The sequence below is a fragment of the Marinomonas sp. FW-1 genome, assembly GCF_005222245.1.
GTDB lineage: Bacteria > Pseudomonadota > Gammaproteobacteria > Pseudomonadales > Marinomonadaceae > Marinomonas > Marinomonas alcarazii.
The window spans coordinates 3,562,878-3,577,894 of record NZ_CP025987.1; the positions used below are offsets into that span (position 1 = coordinate 3,562,878).

Here is a 15,017-nt window from a genome sequence, read left to right on the forward strand (position 1 = left end):
CTCCTACTTTTAGGCTTTAGTGGCTTTAATGTTTTCAATGAACTGATCGAACAACGGCGCCACATCGTGTGGACCAGGGCTCGCTTCAGGGTGACCTTGGAAGCTGAATGCGCTCTTGTCAGTGCGTGCGATGCCTTGTAAAGAGCCATCAAACAAAGACTTATGAGTGGCTTCAAGGTTCGCTGGCAAGGAATCTTCATCAACCGCAAAACCGTGGTTTTGGCTAGTGATCATGACCGTGCCTTTTTTGATGTCTTGCACTGGGTGGTTTGCACCGTGGTGACCAAATTTCATTTTCTTCGTTTTTGCGCCAGAAGCCAAAGCCAAAAGCTGATGACCAAGACAAATACCAAAAACTGGAATGTCTGTTTCTAGGATCTCTTTAATCGCTTGAATCGCGTAATCACATGGCTCTGGATCACCAGGACCATTGGATAGGAAGACACCATCTGGGTTTAACGCCAACACATCACTTGCAGGCGTTTTCGCAGGTACAACAGTCAAACGACAACCACGTTCAACCAACATGCGAAGAATGTTACGTTTCACACCGTAGTCGTAAGCCACTACGTGGAAATCGAATGATTCTGGGGTCGTATGACCATTAACAAGATCCCAAGTAGACTCGGTCCACTCGTAAGCTTTCTCAACCGTGACTTCTTTGGCTAAATCCATACCCTTCAAACCAGGGAAGGCTTTGGCTGCCGCAACAGCAGCTGCTTCATCCAGATTTTCACCTGCCATAATGCAACCCGCTTGCGCGCCTTTCTCGCGAAGGATACGTGTCAATTTACGCGTATCGATATCGGCGATACCAACAACACCTTTGCGTTTCAGGTAAGAATCAAGGGACTCTTGTGAACGCCAGCTGCTAGCAACCAAAGGAAGATCACGAATAATCAGGCCTTCACACCAAACATTGTTAGATTCTTCATCTTCAGAGTTAACGCCAGTATTCCCGATGTGGGGATAGGTCAAGGTGACCATTTGTCGAGCATAGGAAGGATCAGTAAGTATTTCTTGATAACCGGTCATCGAGGTGTTGAAAACAACCTCGGCGGTTGAGGAGCCATCCGCTCCGATCGACACCCCTTTAAAAATCGTGCCGTCTTCCAGAGCTAGAATCGCTGATGTTGCCAAAGGAACCTCCCATTTAGAGCCTATCAGGTTGCAAAAAAGCGAGACGAACCGGCGGCTCATCTCGCTTTTAAGAAATTGCGTTTTTGCCGTTCATCCATTGATGGATAACCAATGAATCTCGCGTTCAAAAAATCTGCCTAATTCTACTCTGATACGCCTTTAGCGTCCACCAAATTGCCGAGAAAACAGGCAAAAATACACGAATGAAGCACTTTTTTTCTTGACTTCTTAGTCAGGAATAATATCTACCTGTTAGACAGACTTAACACAGCAAACCATCAGCCACACTTTGTGCTGCTTCATAACCTTTTAAATTACCCAACACAGTCAATGAAAAAATCATCGCAGTCGCTGGTCCTTTGGCCGTCAGAATATTGTCGTCCATCACCACAGGTTCATTAGGCATATATTCTGCGCCAGTTAGACCGTCTTCAAATCCTGGGTAACAAGTCGCTTGTTTGTCGACAACAAAACCATGGGTACCAAACACCACTGCAGGCGATGCACAAATCGCAGCCAATAGCGCATCTTGAATGTCATGCTTTTCCAGCATACCAATCAATAACTCACAATCACGCAAATGTTCAGCGCCAGGCATGCCGCCCGCCAACACAACCGCATCAAAAATTTGATCGGCCACATCCGTCAACAAGACATCCGCTTCTAGTTTAGTATTGTGTGCCATAACAACCTGTTTTGAGTCATGAATACTCGCCACAGTTACGTCTAAACCACCACGTCTCAAAACATCGATAATAGTAATAGCTTCAATATCTTCGTTGCCGTTTGCAATAGGAACTAATACCTTGCTCATACTTACCTCTTTAACAATTTAATTCATAAAATTCTGGTAAACAAACAGGCCGCTTCGCGCCCTTGTTCTGTTTGATAGTAATTCTTTCGGCGACCAACCTGTTCGAACCCTAACGATTCATAAAGGGAAATGGCGCCTAGATTCGATTCACGCACTTCTAGCAACAACTCACTGACATCTTGTTGCGCAACCGTTTCTGACCAAACCATCATCAACCTTCTAGCGAGCCCCTGTCTACGCATAGAAGAATCAATCACAATTAATTCTAATTCGGATTGATCAAGCACAACCGATGCAGTCAGCCACCCCAAAGCAACCAAGGGAGTCGAACCCACCGACTCAATTATCCAATTTTCCCGACTGTGCAAAGCGTCAGCCACCAATTTTTCACCCCAAGGATGAGGGTTAGACAAAGCATCAAGTTGGATAATGGCGGGAAGATCAGACAAAACAGCAGGACGGATAGAAACAGAGACATTCATAGGATTCAAAACCACATCAGTCGAAATATGACATTAGCTAAAAAGCGTAGACTGCATTTCTTCCCACGCTTCTTTGCGTAACTCTGGAATGCGATGTAGCTCAGGCAAACTCACAATACGAGCAGTAGGATATTGCTTCAATAACGTATCAGCAGGTAAATCTTCCACCAGCTGAGTCACCTTAGCACCCGCCAGAACCAGCAAAGGCACTTCAGGAAAGTCTTTCACTAGACGGCCAACATAGCTTTCTAAGGCTCCAAACAACCAGTCGGTGCGATTTGTGAAGTACGGATTACGCAATTGACCAGGCCAGCTAAACGCACTACCTTGCCATTCATCAATAGGCTGTTTCAGCAGAGCTTGCCCCATTTTCAGCGCCAAACGTTCGATATCTTCTGCTTGAGAAAACACCTGTGGCACATCACTCAAAATTAACAATTTATTCAGTAACGCATAAGCTCGAATATCAAGGTGTGTAATTTGGCTGACAACATTGGATTCAGGCTCAATCACAATATCTACCGCCAATTCTTCAATAGGCTGTAGATCTTCAACAATAATTTCCGGCCCAGCATTTAACTGCTCACGAAGGTTATGAACCAAAGGCTCTTTTTCTTCTGGCGATAATTTAGGCACGGGAGCGGGTTCAGGATCTGCCGCTTTAAATCCCATAGACGGTGGTGCCGAAACGACATCCGCCGCGACATCAGTATCAATCGGCCAAGGTTGAGGCGGCATAAAAACCGTCCCAGAGACATTGTCCGAAGCAGACCCACTTTTATCAATAGACAACCAAGACACCACGCCCATTTGCGCTAAGCAATGAGTTTGAAAAGCCTGTTGAGGTGGTAATTCGCGGGACATAATAACCTTAATCGCAGCCTAAAAAAGTGCCTATTCATAGATTTGAATATTGGTACGCAAATATACCCGCTTACGCCAACAGATGCCACTTGATGGCCTAAAGCTTGCTAGAGATCTTTGCACGATGGCTGTGTATAATCGCAACCAATTTTGAACCTATTGAACCACTTTATTAATATAACGCCCTATATAAAGGTAAAAGCATGCCCCAGATTTTATCTCGTTTGATGCTGATCGCGACCGTTGCGATCAGCAGCCTAAGTTTTGCAGACAACTTACCCGACCTTAAAGGTCGCACTATTTTAGCCGTCACGGAAAATGCCTACACGCCACTGAACTTTGTTGATCCAGCAACAGGCGAAGGTATTGGCTGGGAATACGACGCCATGAATGAAATTGGCAAACGCTTAAACGCCAAAATCGAATGGCACCTAAGCAGCTGGGACACCATGATCCAAGCCATCAAACAAGGCCAATACGATGTCGGCATGGACGGCATCACTATTAATGAAGAACGCGCCCAGCAAATCGACTTCACGATTCCTTATATGACCTCTCAGCAGTTTATGTTAGTTCGTGCCGATGAAGATCGATTCAACGATGCCAAATCCTTTGCCGCCAACCCAGACCTGCATTTTGGCGCACAAGCTGGAACCACCAACTTTTATGTGGCTGTTTATGACGTTCTTGATGGCGACGAAGGCAACCCTCGCATCACTTTATTAGAGACTTTCGGTGCGTCCGTTCAAGCGCTAAAATCGGGTGACGTCGACAGTGTATTAATGGACGCTGCATCGGCACGTGGTTACATCGGTGCTAACCCTGGCGCATTCAAAATCGTTGGCGGCCCACTGGGCTCTGAAGATTTCGGCTTCATCCTGACCCCAGGTTCAGACCTTGTTAAGCCGATCAATGCTGCCATCGAAAGCATGAAAAAAGATGGCACATTAGAAGCACTAAACAAAAAATGGTTCTTCGACTTTAATCAGTAAGCAGCACAACTGATAAACGCGATGTAACAGACAACAGCAACGGATCTTCTACTTTTATAGCGATCCGTTTTTTTATTGATAAACCACGGAACGGTCTTGCTATGAATGTATTATGCCCTTTAAAAAATCCCTAGATCGCACGCCTTGGTGGCTCGTCACCATCATTATTATCGCTCTGGTTTTGGTTTGGAACATGGTTTCCGACCAAAGCTACCAACGCATCGCGGGCGCACTAAGCGAAGGACTGCTGACCACAATTGGCGTAACCTTCACGGCATTTATACTGGCAAGCTTACTTGGGTTATTAATTGCACTGGCAGGGTTTTCTCGTCATCGACTACTACGTGAGTTTGCTCGCCTATATGTAGAAATTTTTCGTGGCGTCCCCGTTCTCGTACTGCTCTTCTACATCACCTTTGTCGGCGCACCGGAAATGGTCAAACTCTACAACTGGGCGTTACAAATACCGATTGAAGCGGGCTGGATAGAAAAAGCTCGCACACGAGATTTCACCCTATTGTGGCGCGCTATTATCGCCCTTGCCATCAGCTACAGCGCCTTCATTGCAGAAGTGTTTCGCGCTGGTATTCAAGAAGTCGGCAAAGGCCAAATCGAAGCTGCAAAAGCATTAGGCTTATCCAACTGGCACCGCTTCCGCCTTATCACCCTACCCCAAGCCATGCGTAAAATCTTACCGCCTCTTGGTAACGACCTCGTCGCCATGATCAAAGACTCCGCACTCGTTTCGGTTTTAGGCGTACAAGATATCACCCAACTTGGCAAAGTCTTCAGCTCCTCCACCTTCCAATTCTTCGAAACCTACAACGTCGTCGCCTTCATGTACCTCGTACTCACACTCAGCTTATCGCTAATGATCCGCGCCTTTGAAGCGCATTTGAGAAGAAATGATCATCATTGACTAAAGACAGATTAGCGCCTCCCCCAGATGAGGGGAAAGCGTTGGTTTCGGGGAAAAGGTTATCCGGTCGGAGGGAATCAACACCATGAACGAATAACATTTCGACGAGGGAGGCGGTAGTTTCGAGAAGAAATGTTATTCGTTCATGGCAACATAGACAGCTTGAGTAACAAAAACAACCCCATCCTAACCTTCCCCTTGGAAGACAAAAGGAGAAGGAACTAAGCGCTAAAAAACAAACTCAACCAAAGCCTGTAGTACGACAAAAGACATCACACCGGCCAGAATATCGTCTAGCATGATACCGAAGCCACCGTGTACGTTTTTATCGACCCATGAGATCGGCCAAGGCTTCAAGATATCGAATAAACGAAACAAGACAAAGCCCAACACGATATAAAACCAACCCGCAGGCGCCAGCCACATGGTAATCCAGAAGCCGACAAACTCATCCCAAACAATCCCTGCATGGTCATGTACGCCCATGTCTTTGGAGGTTTTACCACACAGGTAAATCCCCACTAATGATGTCACGACCAGCACAATAAAATACGCCGTGGCCGTTAAATCTTGTAATAACCAAATAAAAATCGGCACTGCTGCTAATGTACCAAATGTGCCTGGTGCTTTTGGCGCGGCACCAGAGCCTAGGCCAAATGCCAAAAAATGTATCGGATTACGCCATACAGACGCTGGGGCAGAATTTGCCATGGTGTTACTACCTATTTATTAAATGAAAAACTAAAAACCTTTGCGCCCATCTCGGCTCTAAAAATGTTGCCAGCCCGATGCCTCACCGTCATAGCCTTGAATGCTAAAGCCTTCCGCAACAATTTCTCCTACCTTGGTACAAGGTAAACTCAGTGTTTGCGTGATTAAGGCAATCTCGGCTGCTTGCTCTTTCGGGGCAGTAAAACAGAGTTCGTAATCATCGCCGCCGGTTAATGCCAATGAAATTGCCGATTCGGGTTGCCAATAACGCAATTCAGAAGAGATTGGTAAACGACTCGCATCGATCTTCGCCCCGACTCCTGATGCCTTAAGTATATGCTGGATATCTTGAGCGAGACCATCAGAAATATCCATCATAGAATGAGCCACTCGCTTCAGCGCCATGCCGGCAATTAACCTTGGTGTTGGTCGCCAGTAACGATCATAAAAATAATCAAAACGCTCACTCGATACTTGCAACTCTCCCGTGACAATCGGCACAGCCGCCGCCGCATCACCCAGCAACCCTGTAACGTAAATATCGTCACCAACCTTGGCACCACTGCGTTTTAGCGCCATGTCCGCTTCCACATAACCATGCACTTGCAGGGTAATCGTTAGCGGCCCTTTGGTCGTATCACCACCAACTAAAGCCAAGCCAATTGGCTCTGCCAGTTCCGCCATGCCTTGCGCCAAACCCGCTAACCATTGCGGATCAGATTCTGGAATGGTCAGCCCTAGAGTGAAAAAAGCCGGTTTTGCCCCCATTGCAGCCAAGTCACTGACGCAGCTTGCTACCGCACGGTAACCGATATCGACAGGGTCCGCATCGAAAGGAAAATGTCGCCCTTCAACCAAGGTATCCATAGAAAACACCAAGCTCTGACCTTGCGGCACTTGCACCTGAGCGCAATCATCACCAATGCCTAACAAAAGATCCCCACGCCCCTGCGTGTTCGCCATGACAGACGCTTGAAAGATGTTTTGTATCAACTCGAATTCTTTCAACAGAAGATCCTTTTATCCTAATTAATAGCTCACGCCTAACGGTCAAAATAAGCCAGTTTAATGAGCAAAAGGATACCGTATTGTCAGTAGGATGTCAGAAGCAAAAAAGGGCAGATTGCCTAATGCAATCTGCCCTTAAGACATCATCCAATCCGAATACCCAGAGTTAATCTTCTGAGCGTTTAGTGCGTGTTTTCGGTGTTGGGATCACTTCTAAATAAAAAGACTTCCAATGCTGGCTTTGTGCAGAACTAATATTGGCATTGATGTCACCTTCATGAATCGCTCGTGCCTTGTCTGCGACTTGACCAAACTTGCAGTTAAATCCCCAAAAATCCGCACCTTCTGGCAAGGCTTTGTTGCGCTCTGCTTTTATGTATTGCTTAACGTCGTTTTTCGCTTCTTCAATAAGACGCTGGTATGGCTTTTTGGGGTGAGATAGTACAAACGTCTTTTTCATTATGATCCTAAAAATATTGGGTAAGGCAGCATAACAACCACCTTTAAGACGCCTATAATAGCGGGTTAAGAATAAACCAGCCATCAATAAAACGATAAAATAGCTGATCATAAACATCATACCCAAGACTTTACTCTACGCGATCTACCTCTATTCCAAGCGCTCTGGCTCGCGTTGTCCACATTTTGCGCGCCAACACCCGCATGTTTTCAACACTGTCCATTTCATCCATAATTTCTACGCCAAGTAAGGTCTCCACCAAATCCTCAAGAGTCACGATTCCTTTTACCCTTCCATATTCATCTACCACCAATGCAATATGCTGACGCTCGTTAAGAAAGCTGTCCAATAGCATTGGTAATGATACTTTTTCAGGAACCACGGTAATATCACGCTTTAAAGACTTAAGTGTTTCATTATGTCGGTCAGACGCCTTACTTAACAAAATGTCGTCTCTAAGAACAAAACCTGTAATGTCATCAAAGCCCGATTTATAAACAGGTAAACGTGAAAACGGCTTACTTTTAATAAGCTCAAACACCTCTGAAACGGTTTGGTTCTCTGAAAGTGCAAAAGCAACCGTTCGAGGCGTCATGACATCCATAGCTTTAACCGACCCATAACGAAACAAGTTACGAATAACCCTGGATTCACTATCATGAATCTGGCCATCTGCTTTACCAAGCTCTGCCATGGCAATAAACTCGTCTCGGCTAAAGTGATGCAGCGTCTTTCCGTGAGATATTAGCTTAGTGAGTTTCTCTGAAACCCACACGATAGGGTAAAGGATGAGGATAAGTCCCTGTACAAAGTACATCGTAGGAACAACCAGCTTTGACCAATAAATTGCGCCGATGGTTTTAGGCACAATTTCAGAGAAAAATAAGATCGCCATCGTCATGGCCGCTGAAAACACACCAAACCATGCACTTCCAAATACCGCCGTAGCTTTCGCGCCTGCTCCAATCGCCCCAGCCGTGTGGGCAATGGTGTTAAGTGTCAGAATAGCCGCAAGCGATTGGTCAATATTATCTTGTTTTAGTCGCTTCAAACGCAGTGCGAATTTTGGCTGTTTTTCTTTCATGCCTTCAACATATGACGGCGTAATACTCAGTAATACGGCTTCTGCCACAGAACAAAGAAAGGAAAAACCTATTGCCGTCAAAACATAAATAATTAACAGCAAAGCATCTGTACTCATTACCGACCCTCGCGTTCATTTTTCGGTTGTTTTTAAGACCTTCATCATCACATTTACAAAGCTGTGCTTCCCCTAAATAACATGGATAGTGCTCTTGCCGCGCTAAATAGTTCAGTGGCAAACATGCTAATCTAGGCTTCTAAGCACTCGGGCTATGTTCATTTAGTCTGTGATTAGGACGTTAGGTTCAAATAAAATTGGACAGTTTGAAGCAGATATAAAAAAGCCCCGTTATTAGCAAGTAATAACAGGGCTCTTAGTTGTCTTTCTCAAATACTATTGAGAGCGTTTAAGTAATCGGTTTTTGATTACTTGTTTGACTCTTTATTCGCTTCTCGGCGAGCGGCGATTTCTTCACGACGCACGCGCTGTGCTAGTTTATCTAGAATGCCGTTAACGTATTTGTGGCTTTCTGTCGCGCCGAAGCCTTTTGCTAGCTCTACGCTTTCATTGATCGCAACACGATATGGCACATCTAAACGCTGAGACAATTCATATGCCCCGATACGCATAACCGCCAATTCGATTGGATCTAGTTCGCTTAATGGGCGATCTAATAACTCTTCAAACAAAACGTCCAGTTTTTTTGCACTGGCAGTAACGCCTTGTAGCAACTCGCGGAAGTACACCTTGTCACAAGAATCCATTTCTTGATCTTGGTTCATCACGAATTGGGTCTCTATCTCGCTAACAGCAGAGTGATTCATCTGCCACTGATAGACCGCTTGTAATGCCAAACGACGTGAAGCACTGCGCAATTGCGAACGTGAAGGCTTTTTTTCCTTACGTTTTGGTGCTGGAGTTTGGTCGTTTGTTGTTTCCACTTCGCTCATTTTTTGCCTCAATTGTCCAGACTACGCTGCCTTGTGGGCTAACGCTTATGTCTGTTTGAAAGTACCCTTGGTTGTTAAAGAGCTATTAGACACTGTTTAGACAGCATCTGAGTCATATCGACCAAAGGCACGAATATATGGGTTGTCTTGGGCGGCGATTATAGCAACATTTATTCTAGGTTTCTCGGCAAAGTTCTCTAAATATTCGCAAGAAAAAACAATTTTCAGGCATTTCAAAAAAAAAGCCTGAAAAAGCAATGACTCACGTTTCTTTATTTTTACAACTCTGCGTCAAAGTCACCTTCAAGGTCGTCTTCAAAATCATCTTCTAGATAACGTGGTTGATACACTAAACGCACATCTTGACCAACTTGGCGAACCGATTTAAGCGTCAAATCCACCGCCTCATCCATTTCATCTAAAGGTAATTTAAACAAAGGACGCGCACTGGAACCTAATAGCTTCGGTGCCATATAAACGACGATTTCATCAACCAGACCCGCCGCTAAAAAACCACCAGCCAATTCGGCACCCGCTTCTAACAAAACTTCGTTAATACCCGCATCGGCCAGCTGCTCCATCGCGTCTAATAAGTCGAGTCGCCCGTCTAAACCGCATGGCGAAAAACGCACCGTCACGCCTTTTTTAGTCAGCGTGTCTAAGTGTTCTTCTTCGACTTCCTCTTCGACCGAAAACACCCAAGCTTGATTCGTCGGGTAAAGAATTTTCGCTTCTGGAAGAATCGACAGCGCCGTATCCATTATGACTCGAATCGGTTGGCGCACGCTTTTTGGATCAGCTTCTTGACCCTCGTTATCAATACGAACCGTCATGCTTGGGTTATCAGCCAAAACCGAACCAATCCCCGTCACAATTGCGTCACTTTGAGCACGTAGACGTTGTACATCAAGACGCGCAGCAGAGTCCGTAATCCATTGGCTTTCACCAGATTCCATTGCTGTGCGGCCATCCATACTCATAGCCAGCTTTACTCGCACATAAGGAAGCCCTTCGCGCATGCGTTTGATAAAGCCAGGATTCAGCGCTTCGCATTCCGCCTCTAAAACCGGACCAATCACTTCGATGCCAGTTTTTTTGATTTTCTGTAAACCATTGCCAGACACTTCAGGATTCGGATCTTGCATACCATAAACAACGCGCGCAACCCCCGCATTGATTAAAGCATCAGCACAAGGTGGCGTTTTACCTTGGTGACTGCAAGGCTCTAATGTGACATAAGCCGTTGCACCCGCCACATCTTGTTTCGCGTCAGCTAAAGCATTCACTTCAGCGTGACCTTCTCCTGCTTTAACATGGAAGCCTTGGCCAATGATTTGCTGATCTTTAACCAAAACACAGCCAACACGAGGATTTGGGTGCGTGGTATAAAGGCCTTTCTTTGCCAATTGAATGGCTTTCGCCATCCAATATTCGTGATGATAAACAGTCATGCTTTGTCTTCTTTTTTAAGTTCTTGGGCGGCTTCTTTCGGCTCTGGAACAGAGGCGCTGTGATTTTCTAAACGGTCAATTTCCTCACGGAACTCGCTAATGTCTTTGAAGCTTCTATACACAGAAGCAAAACGCACATAGGCAACTTGGTCGAGACGTTTCAATTCCTCCATTACCGCTTCGCCAGTCCAACGAGAAGGCAGTTCTCGCTCACCAGTCGCTTGCATTTTTTCTTTAATTCGGGTGATCGCAGTTTCTACCGCTTCAATGCTGACAGGACGTTTTTCAATGGCTTTAATAATGCCGTTGCGTAACTTATCCTCATCAAAAGACTCCCGACTTCCGTCACTTTTGATTAGTTTCGGCATTTGTAATTCAGCCACTTCAAACGTGGTGAAGCGTTCTTGGCAATGACTGCAGGTACGACGGCGACGAACCTGTGCGCCTTCAGAAACCAGACGAGAGTCCACTACTTTAGTATCTTGAGTTCCACAAAAAGGGCATCGCATGGTGCTTCCAATATCACTAATTTGGTGTAAGAATGCCTGAAATTAGGCCATCCATGATGGGTGAAATGATATCAACCTCGCCATAATATAGCTACCAAGCTACTGTGTGCGCTTCTCCCCTTTTTTTACCTATAAAAGGGGTTTGTTTATAAGGATTTATATGCCGTTCGCAGAATTATCGGGCTTGGTTGCCGCTTTGTGTTGGACTATTTCGAGCCTAATGGCCCCCAACTTAATTCAACGTTTTGGCACCATGCGCTTCAATACGGTTCGTATTGTCATTGCCAGCTCTATCCTCTTAGCAATTTGCCTAATCACCCAACGGTTCAATACCACGCTGTGGCAGCATGCTGAAATTATTATGCTGTCTGGGCTGCTAGGCATCTTTATTGGCGATACCATGCTGTTTACTGCGGTGCATCGCCTTGGTCCTCGACGCACTGGGGTGCTTTTCGCCACCAATGCGCCTATGTCGATTCTATTGGGTTGGCTATTCTTAGATGAAAACCTTTCTTTCAATCAGCTTTTCGCCTGCGGCTTGGTGCTTATCGGAGTCGTGATTGCCATTCTTTTTGGTCGTAGAGCTAGCCTCCACGCTTGGGAACAAACCAAGGGCAAATTAAGCATAGGCATTTTACTCGCTCTTGGTGCTGCACTTGGACAAGCCAGTGGTGCACTGCTTAGCAAGCCAGCCTTAGTCGACGGCGCTGATCCTATTGCAGTATCGGCAATACGCGTCGGCACAGGCGCCCTAGCATTAGTGTTAGCGTATGGCTTGTTTTATAGACACAAACAGGCTGAAGATACGATCCCATTCGGCCAACTAACGCGTTTCGATTTTATGAGGGTCGCCGCCCTCGCCACCATCGGCATGGTGATCGGCATGAGCGTCTTAGTTTGGGGCGTCGGCAACGCTAACGTCGGTATCGTCACCACTCTGTCAGCCATTGTTCCGGTATTGATTCTCCCAGGCTTATGGATCACCACAGGCCAACGTCCTGCATTTGGCGCGTGGATTGGGGCTATTTTCGTTGTGACCGGAGCGGCTCTTCTCATTTTAGCCAGTAACTAAAGCTCTCTCTTCTCCTTTTTATCTCTTCCATAGTTATAATGAAATTTAGCTTGAAATAGAAAAGCTATAAGACATAAGATTAAGAAAAGTGTAATTTTATGTAAAAAATAATAAGGAAATAAGATCACGTGAATATATTGAGACACATCGGAATGGTGGCTCTTATGCTTCATTCCCTGCAGGTAATAAGCGCTGAAACCATCAGAGTTAACAAGGTGGTAGGCGAGAAAGAAGAGCTGATGTTCAGTGTATTGAAGCTCGTTATGAGTAAGGTAGATCAAAATACCACCTTCATTCAAAATGACCAAGAGCTAAACACAGCGCGAGCTATTGGCGCCGTCGAGTCAAAAAAATTCGATGTGATGTGGGGTGGCTCCACCTCTACTTACGAAGATAAAATGCTCCCGATCCGAATTCCGGCACTAAAGGGGCTACTCGGACACCGAATCTTTATTATTCGCGCCAGTGACCAAGAAAAATTCGACCAAATACATTCTTTAGAAGATTTAAAGAAACTCGATGCTGGCTTGGGCAAACTTTGGGGTGACACAAAGGTAATGAAATTAGCCAACATCCCGACCGTCACCACAATGAAATACCCTAACTTATTTTTAATGCTAGAAGGCGGCCGTTTCGATTACTTTCCCAGAGCGCTTCATGAACCTTGGGTAGAAGTAAAATCACGTCCAGAGCTGAACTTAGCCATTGAAAAACATCTCATGCTGATTTATCCATTCGCGCAATATTTCTATGTTGAAAAGTCCAACAAATCGCTGCACGACAAAATTTACAAAGGCTTTGAAATGGCTATCGCTGATGGCAGCTTTGACAAACTCTTCTTCAATCACCCGATGATTAAAGATGTGTTAGAGCAGGCCAACTTAAAGCAGCGCAAAGTCATTCGTATCAAAAATGCCACAATGCATCCAGATACCCCCTTTGACCGCAAAGAATTTTGGCTAGATTTAGACAACCTTTAAACCAAAAATGTAACGACATATTCCTTACTCCCAAAGCAACGATACGAGATAGAAATGAATTCAATCAAACAAAAATCCATGCTTTTTCTTTCTACTGCCTCACTACTCGTGATGGTGATCATTTTTTCCAGTAGTTACATGTTGGCAAAAAATCATTTTGAAGAGGCATTAAACAAACAAATAAAAGGGTTAAACAACACCTTATCTATTGCGCTGCAAGAACCGATATTCTCTTATGATTCGAGTCTTATTGAGCGCATCATGTCTTCATTTATGAATCTCCCTTTTGTTGACAGCATCAAAGCCTATGATCAAAGAGATAAACTACTAGGCACAGCGAAAGATGATCAAAGCACCAAAGCAGACTCCAAGGACTTACGTGTCGATACAGTCAATATCGTTTGGAGTGACAACAGCGTTATAGGCCATCTTGAAGTGACCTACCGTATGGACAGCAACGCCAAGCTCTTATCGTCAATTCGCAATATGTTCCTTCTAATCGGCATCATTTTGATCCTCGTTTTACAGATTACTAACTGGTTTGTACTAACTCGTTATGTCGTCAACCCTATCAAAGTTGTCGCCAACGCTATGGCTGAAATCGCACAAGGTGGCGGTGACTTAACAAGACGCCTAAACATTCAGAGTAAAGATGAAGTGGGCGCACTTGCACATGGTTTCGATACTTTTATTTCCAACCTTCATACCTTGGTACAAAAAATTGTTAATTCAAACAACGAGCTATCGCACTGCTCTCAAAGCATAAAATCCAATGCCAATGAAAACACCAAGTCCACTGAGCAACAGTTACTAGAGATTGAACAAGTCGCTACAGCACTTAATGAAATGTCATCAGCTACTCAAGAAGTCGCTAGAAACGCCAACGAAACGGCCGATAAAACCCAACGCTGTAACGAGCTGGCCCTCAAAGGCAATACCATTGTCAAAAATACCATCAATGATATTCACAACTTAGGCCAAGAAATTAATTCAACGTCTGAGAAAATCATTGAATTGAAAGACCAAAGTGCGCAAATCAACACGGTACTGGAAGTCATCAAAGGCGTTGCCGAACAGACCAATTTACTGGCTCTTAACGCAGCAATAGAAGCCGCTCGTGCTGGTGAACAAGGTCGTGGGTTTGCGGTAGTGGCCGACGAGGTGCGTTCATTAGCGCAACGAACTCAAGATTCCACCACAGAAATTGAAGGCATCATTAACAATTTGCAGTCCGCTTCGGAAGGCGCTAGTAAGCTAATGCAATCAACCAGCGCAACCCTGCAAAAAACCATTGATGAATCCAGCGGAGCCATCACAGCCCTTGATGACATTATTCAAGATATTGTCGTCATCAACGACATGAACGCTCAAGTAGCAACAGCGACCGAAGAGCAAAGCTCCGTTGCGTCTGAAGTGAGCGACAAAGTGCTGATCATTAATAATGCCACCATCGTGATCACGGACAATGCAGCAAGTATCGAACAACTAAGTGATCAACTCGACTCTCTTAGCTCCAGCATTAACAGTGATTTATCTAACTTTAAGCTTTAGTAAAAAACACAGTAAGAACCGCCACGATAA

At 45.1% G+C, this 15,017-nt stretch carries 16 protein-coding genes; 5 read left to right on the forward strand and 11 right to left on the reverse strand.

The features are described 5' to 3' along the window. Window positions 1–9: 9 nt before the first annotated feature. From carA to C1X04_RS16565, 4 genes are all read right to left on the reverse strand, one after another. Window positions 10–1,140 carry a glutamine-hydrolyzing carbamoyl-phosphate synthase small subunit gene (gene carA / locus C1X04_RS16550; RefSeq protein WP_110576770.1) on the reverse strand — a complete coding sequence of 377 codons (1,131 nt, stop codon included), beginning with the start codon at window positions 1,138–1,140 and terminating at the stop codon, window positions 10–12. 262 nt (window positions 1,141–1,402) lie between these two features. Further along, a complete protein-coding gene (locus C1X04_RS16555) occupies window positions 1,403–1,954 on the reverse strand; it encodes a DJ-1 family glyoxalase III (protein ID WP_110576771.1) in 552 nt (183 codons plus the stop codon). A 23-nt stretch (window positions 1,955–1,977) separates the two neighbouring features. Then, a complete protein-coding gene (locus tag C1X04_RS16560) occupies window positions 1,978–2,436 on the reverse strand; it encodes a GNAT family N-acetyltransferase (protein WP_110576772.1) in 459 nt (152 codons plus the stop codon). A 33-nt stretch (window positions 2,437–2,469) separates the two neighbouring features. Next, on the reverse strand, window positions 2,470–3,300 hold the full coding sequence (locus tag C1X04_RS16565; protein WP_110576773.1) for a hypothetical protein: 831 nt from the start codon (window positions 3,298–3,300) through the stop codon (window positions 2,470–2,472). Between the two features lie 203 nt (window positions 3,301–3,503). Between C1X04_RS16565 and C1X04_RS16570 the strand changes: the two genes are divergently transcribed. Continuing rightward, entirely contained in the window at window positions 3,504–4,292 is a 789-nt protein-coding gene (locus C1X04_RS16570) for a transporter substrate-binding domain-containing protein (RefSeq protein WP_175404966.1), read from the forward strand. Window positions 4,293–4,404: 112 nt separating this feature from the next. Next, on the forward strand, window positions 4,405–5,211 hold the full coding sequence (locus C1X04_RS16575; protein ID WP_137170524.1) for an amino acid ABC transporter permease: 807 nt from the start codon (window positions 4,405–4,407) through the stop codon (window positions 5,209–5,211). Between the two features lie 228 nt (window positions 5,212–5,439). Here the strand turns inward: C1X04_RS16575 and C1X04_RS16580 are convergent, their stop codons facing one another. The 7 genes from C1X04_RS16580 to nrdR form a co-directional block, all read right to left on the reverse strand. Next, window positions 5,440–5,922 carry a phosphatidylglycerophosphatase A gene (locus tag C1X04_RS16580; RefSeq protein WP_137170525.1) on the reverse strand — a complete coding sequence of 161 codons (483 nt, stop codon included), beginning with the start codon at window positions 5,920–5,922 and terminating at the stop codon, window positions 5,440–5,442. A 57-nt stretch (window positions 5,923–5,979) separates the two neighbouring features. After that, window positions 5,980–6,930 carry a thiamine-phosphate kinase gene (gene thiL, locus C1X04_RS16585; protein ID WP_137170526.1) on the reverse strand — a complete coding sequence of 317 codons (951 nt, stop codon included), beginning with the start codon at window positions 6,928–6,930 and terminating at the stop codon, window positions 5,980–5,982. Between the two features lie 166 nt (window positions 6,931–7,096). Beyond that, on the reverse strand, window positions 7,097–7,390 hold the full coding sequence (locus C1X04_RS16590) for a DUF6172 family protein (RefSeq protein WP_110576881.1): 294 nt from the start codon (window positions 7,388–7,390) through the stop codon (window positions 7,097–7,099). 130 nt (window positions 7,391–7,520) lie between these two features. Continuing rightward, on the reverse strand, window positions 7,521–8,591 hold the full coding sequence (locus C1X04_RS16595) for a CNNM domain-containing protein (RefSeq protein WP_137170527.1): 1,071 nt from the start codon (window positions 8,589–8,591) through the stop codon (window positions 7,521–7,523). 308 nt (window positions 8,592–8,899) lie between these two features. Continuing rightward, on the reverse strand, window positions 8,900–9,424 hold the full coding sequence (gene nusB, locus C1X04_RS16600) for a transcription antitermination factor NusB (protein ID WP_137170528.1): 525 nt from the start codon (window positions 9,422–9,424) through the stop codon (window positions 8,900–8,902). A gap of 278 nt (window positions 9,425–9,702) precedes the next feature. Further along, a complete protein-coding gene (gene ribD / locus C1X04_RS16605) occupies window positions 9,703–10,875 on the reverse strand; it encodes a bifunctional diaminohydroxyphosphoribosylaminopyrimidine deaminase/5-amino-6-(5-phosphoribosylamino)uracil reductase RibD (RefSeq protein ID WP_137170529.1) in 1,173 nt (390 codons plus the stop codon). Continuing rightward, the gene (gene nrdR, locus C1X04_RS16610) at window positions 10,872–11,384 is read right to left on the reverse strand and encodes a transcriptional regulator NrdR (RefSeq protein ID WP_110576780.1); all 513 of its coding nucleotides are present in this window, start codon (window positions 11,382–11,384) and stop codon (window positions 10,872–10,874) included. Before nrdR ends, ribD begins: the two co-directional genes overlap by 4 nt. Window positions 11,385–11,544: 160 nt before the next feature. Here nrdR and C1X04_RS16615 point away from each other — a divergent pair, with 160 nt between their 5' ends. The 3 genes from C1X04_RS16615 to C1X04_RS16625 all read left to right on the forward strand — a co-directional run bounded on the left by C1X04_RS16615 (window position 11,545) and on the right by C1X04_RS16625 (window position 14,987). Further along, the gene (locus C1X04_RS16615) at window positions 11,545–12,456 is read left to right on the forward strand and encodes a DMT family transporter (RefSeq protein ID WP_137170530.1); all 912 of its coding nucleotides are present in this window, start codon (window positions 11,545–11,547) and stop codon (window positions 12,454–12,456) included. Between the two features lie 164 nt (window positions 12,457–12,620). Continuing rightward, entirely contained in the window at window positions 12,621–13,436 is an 816-nt protein-coding gene (locus tag C1X04_RS16620) for a transporter substrate-binding domain-containing protein (RefSeq protein ID WP_217494979.1), read from the forward strand. Between the two features lie 54 nt (window positions 13,437–13,490). Continuing rightward, a complete protein-coding gene (locus C1X04_RS16625; protein WP_110576783.1) occupies window positions 13,491–14,987 on the forward strand; it encodes a methyl-accepting chemotaxis protein in 1,497 nt (498 codons plus the stop codon). The last annotated feature ends 30 nt before the right edge of the window (window positions 14,988–15,017 follow it).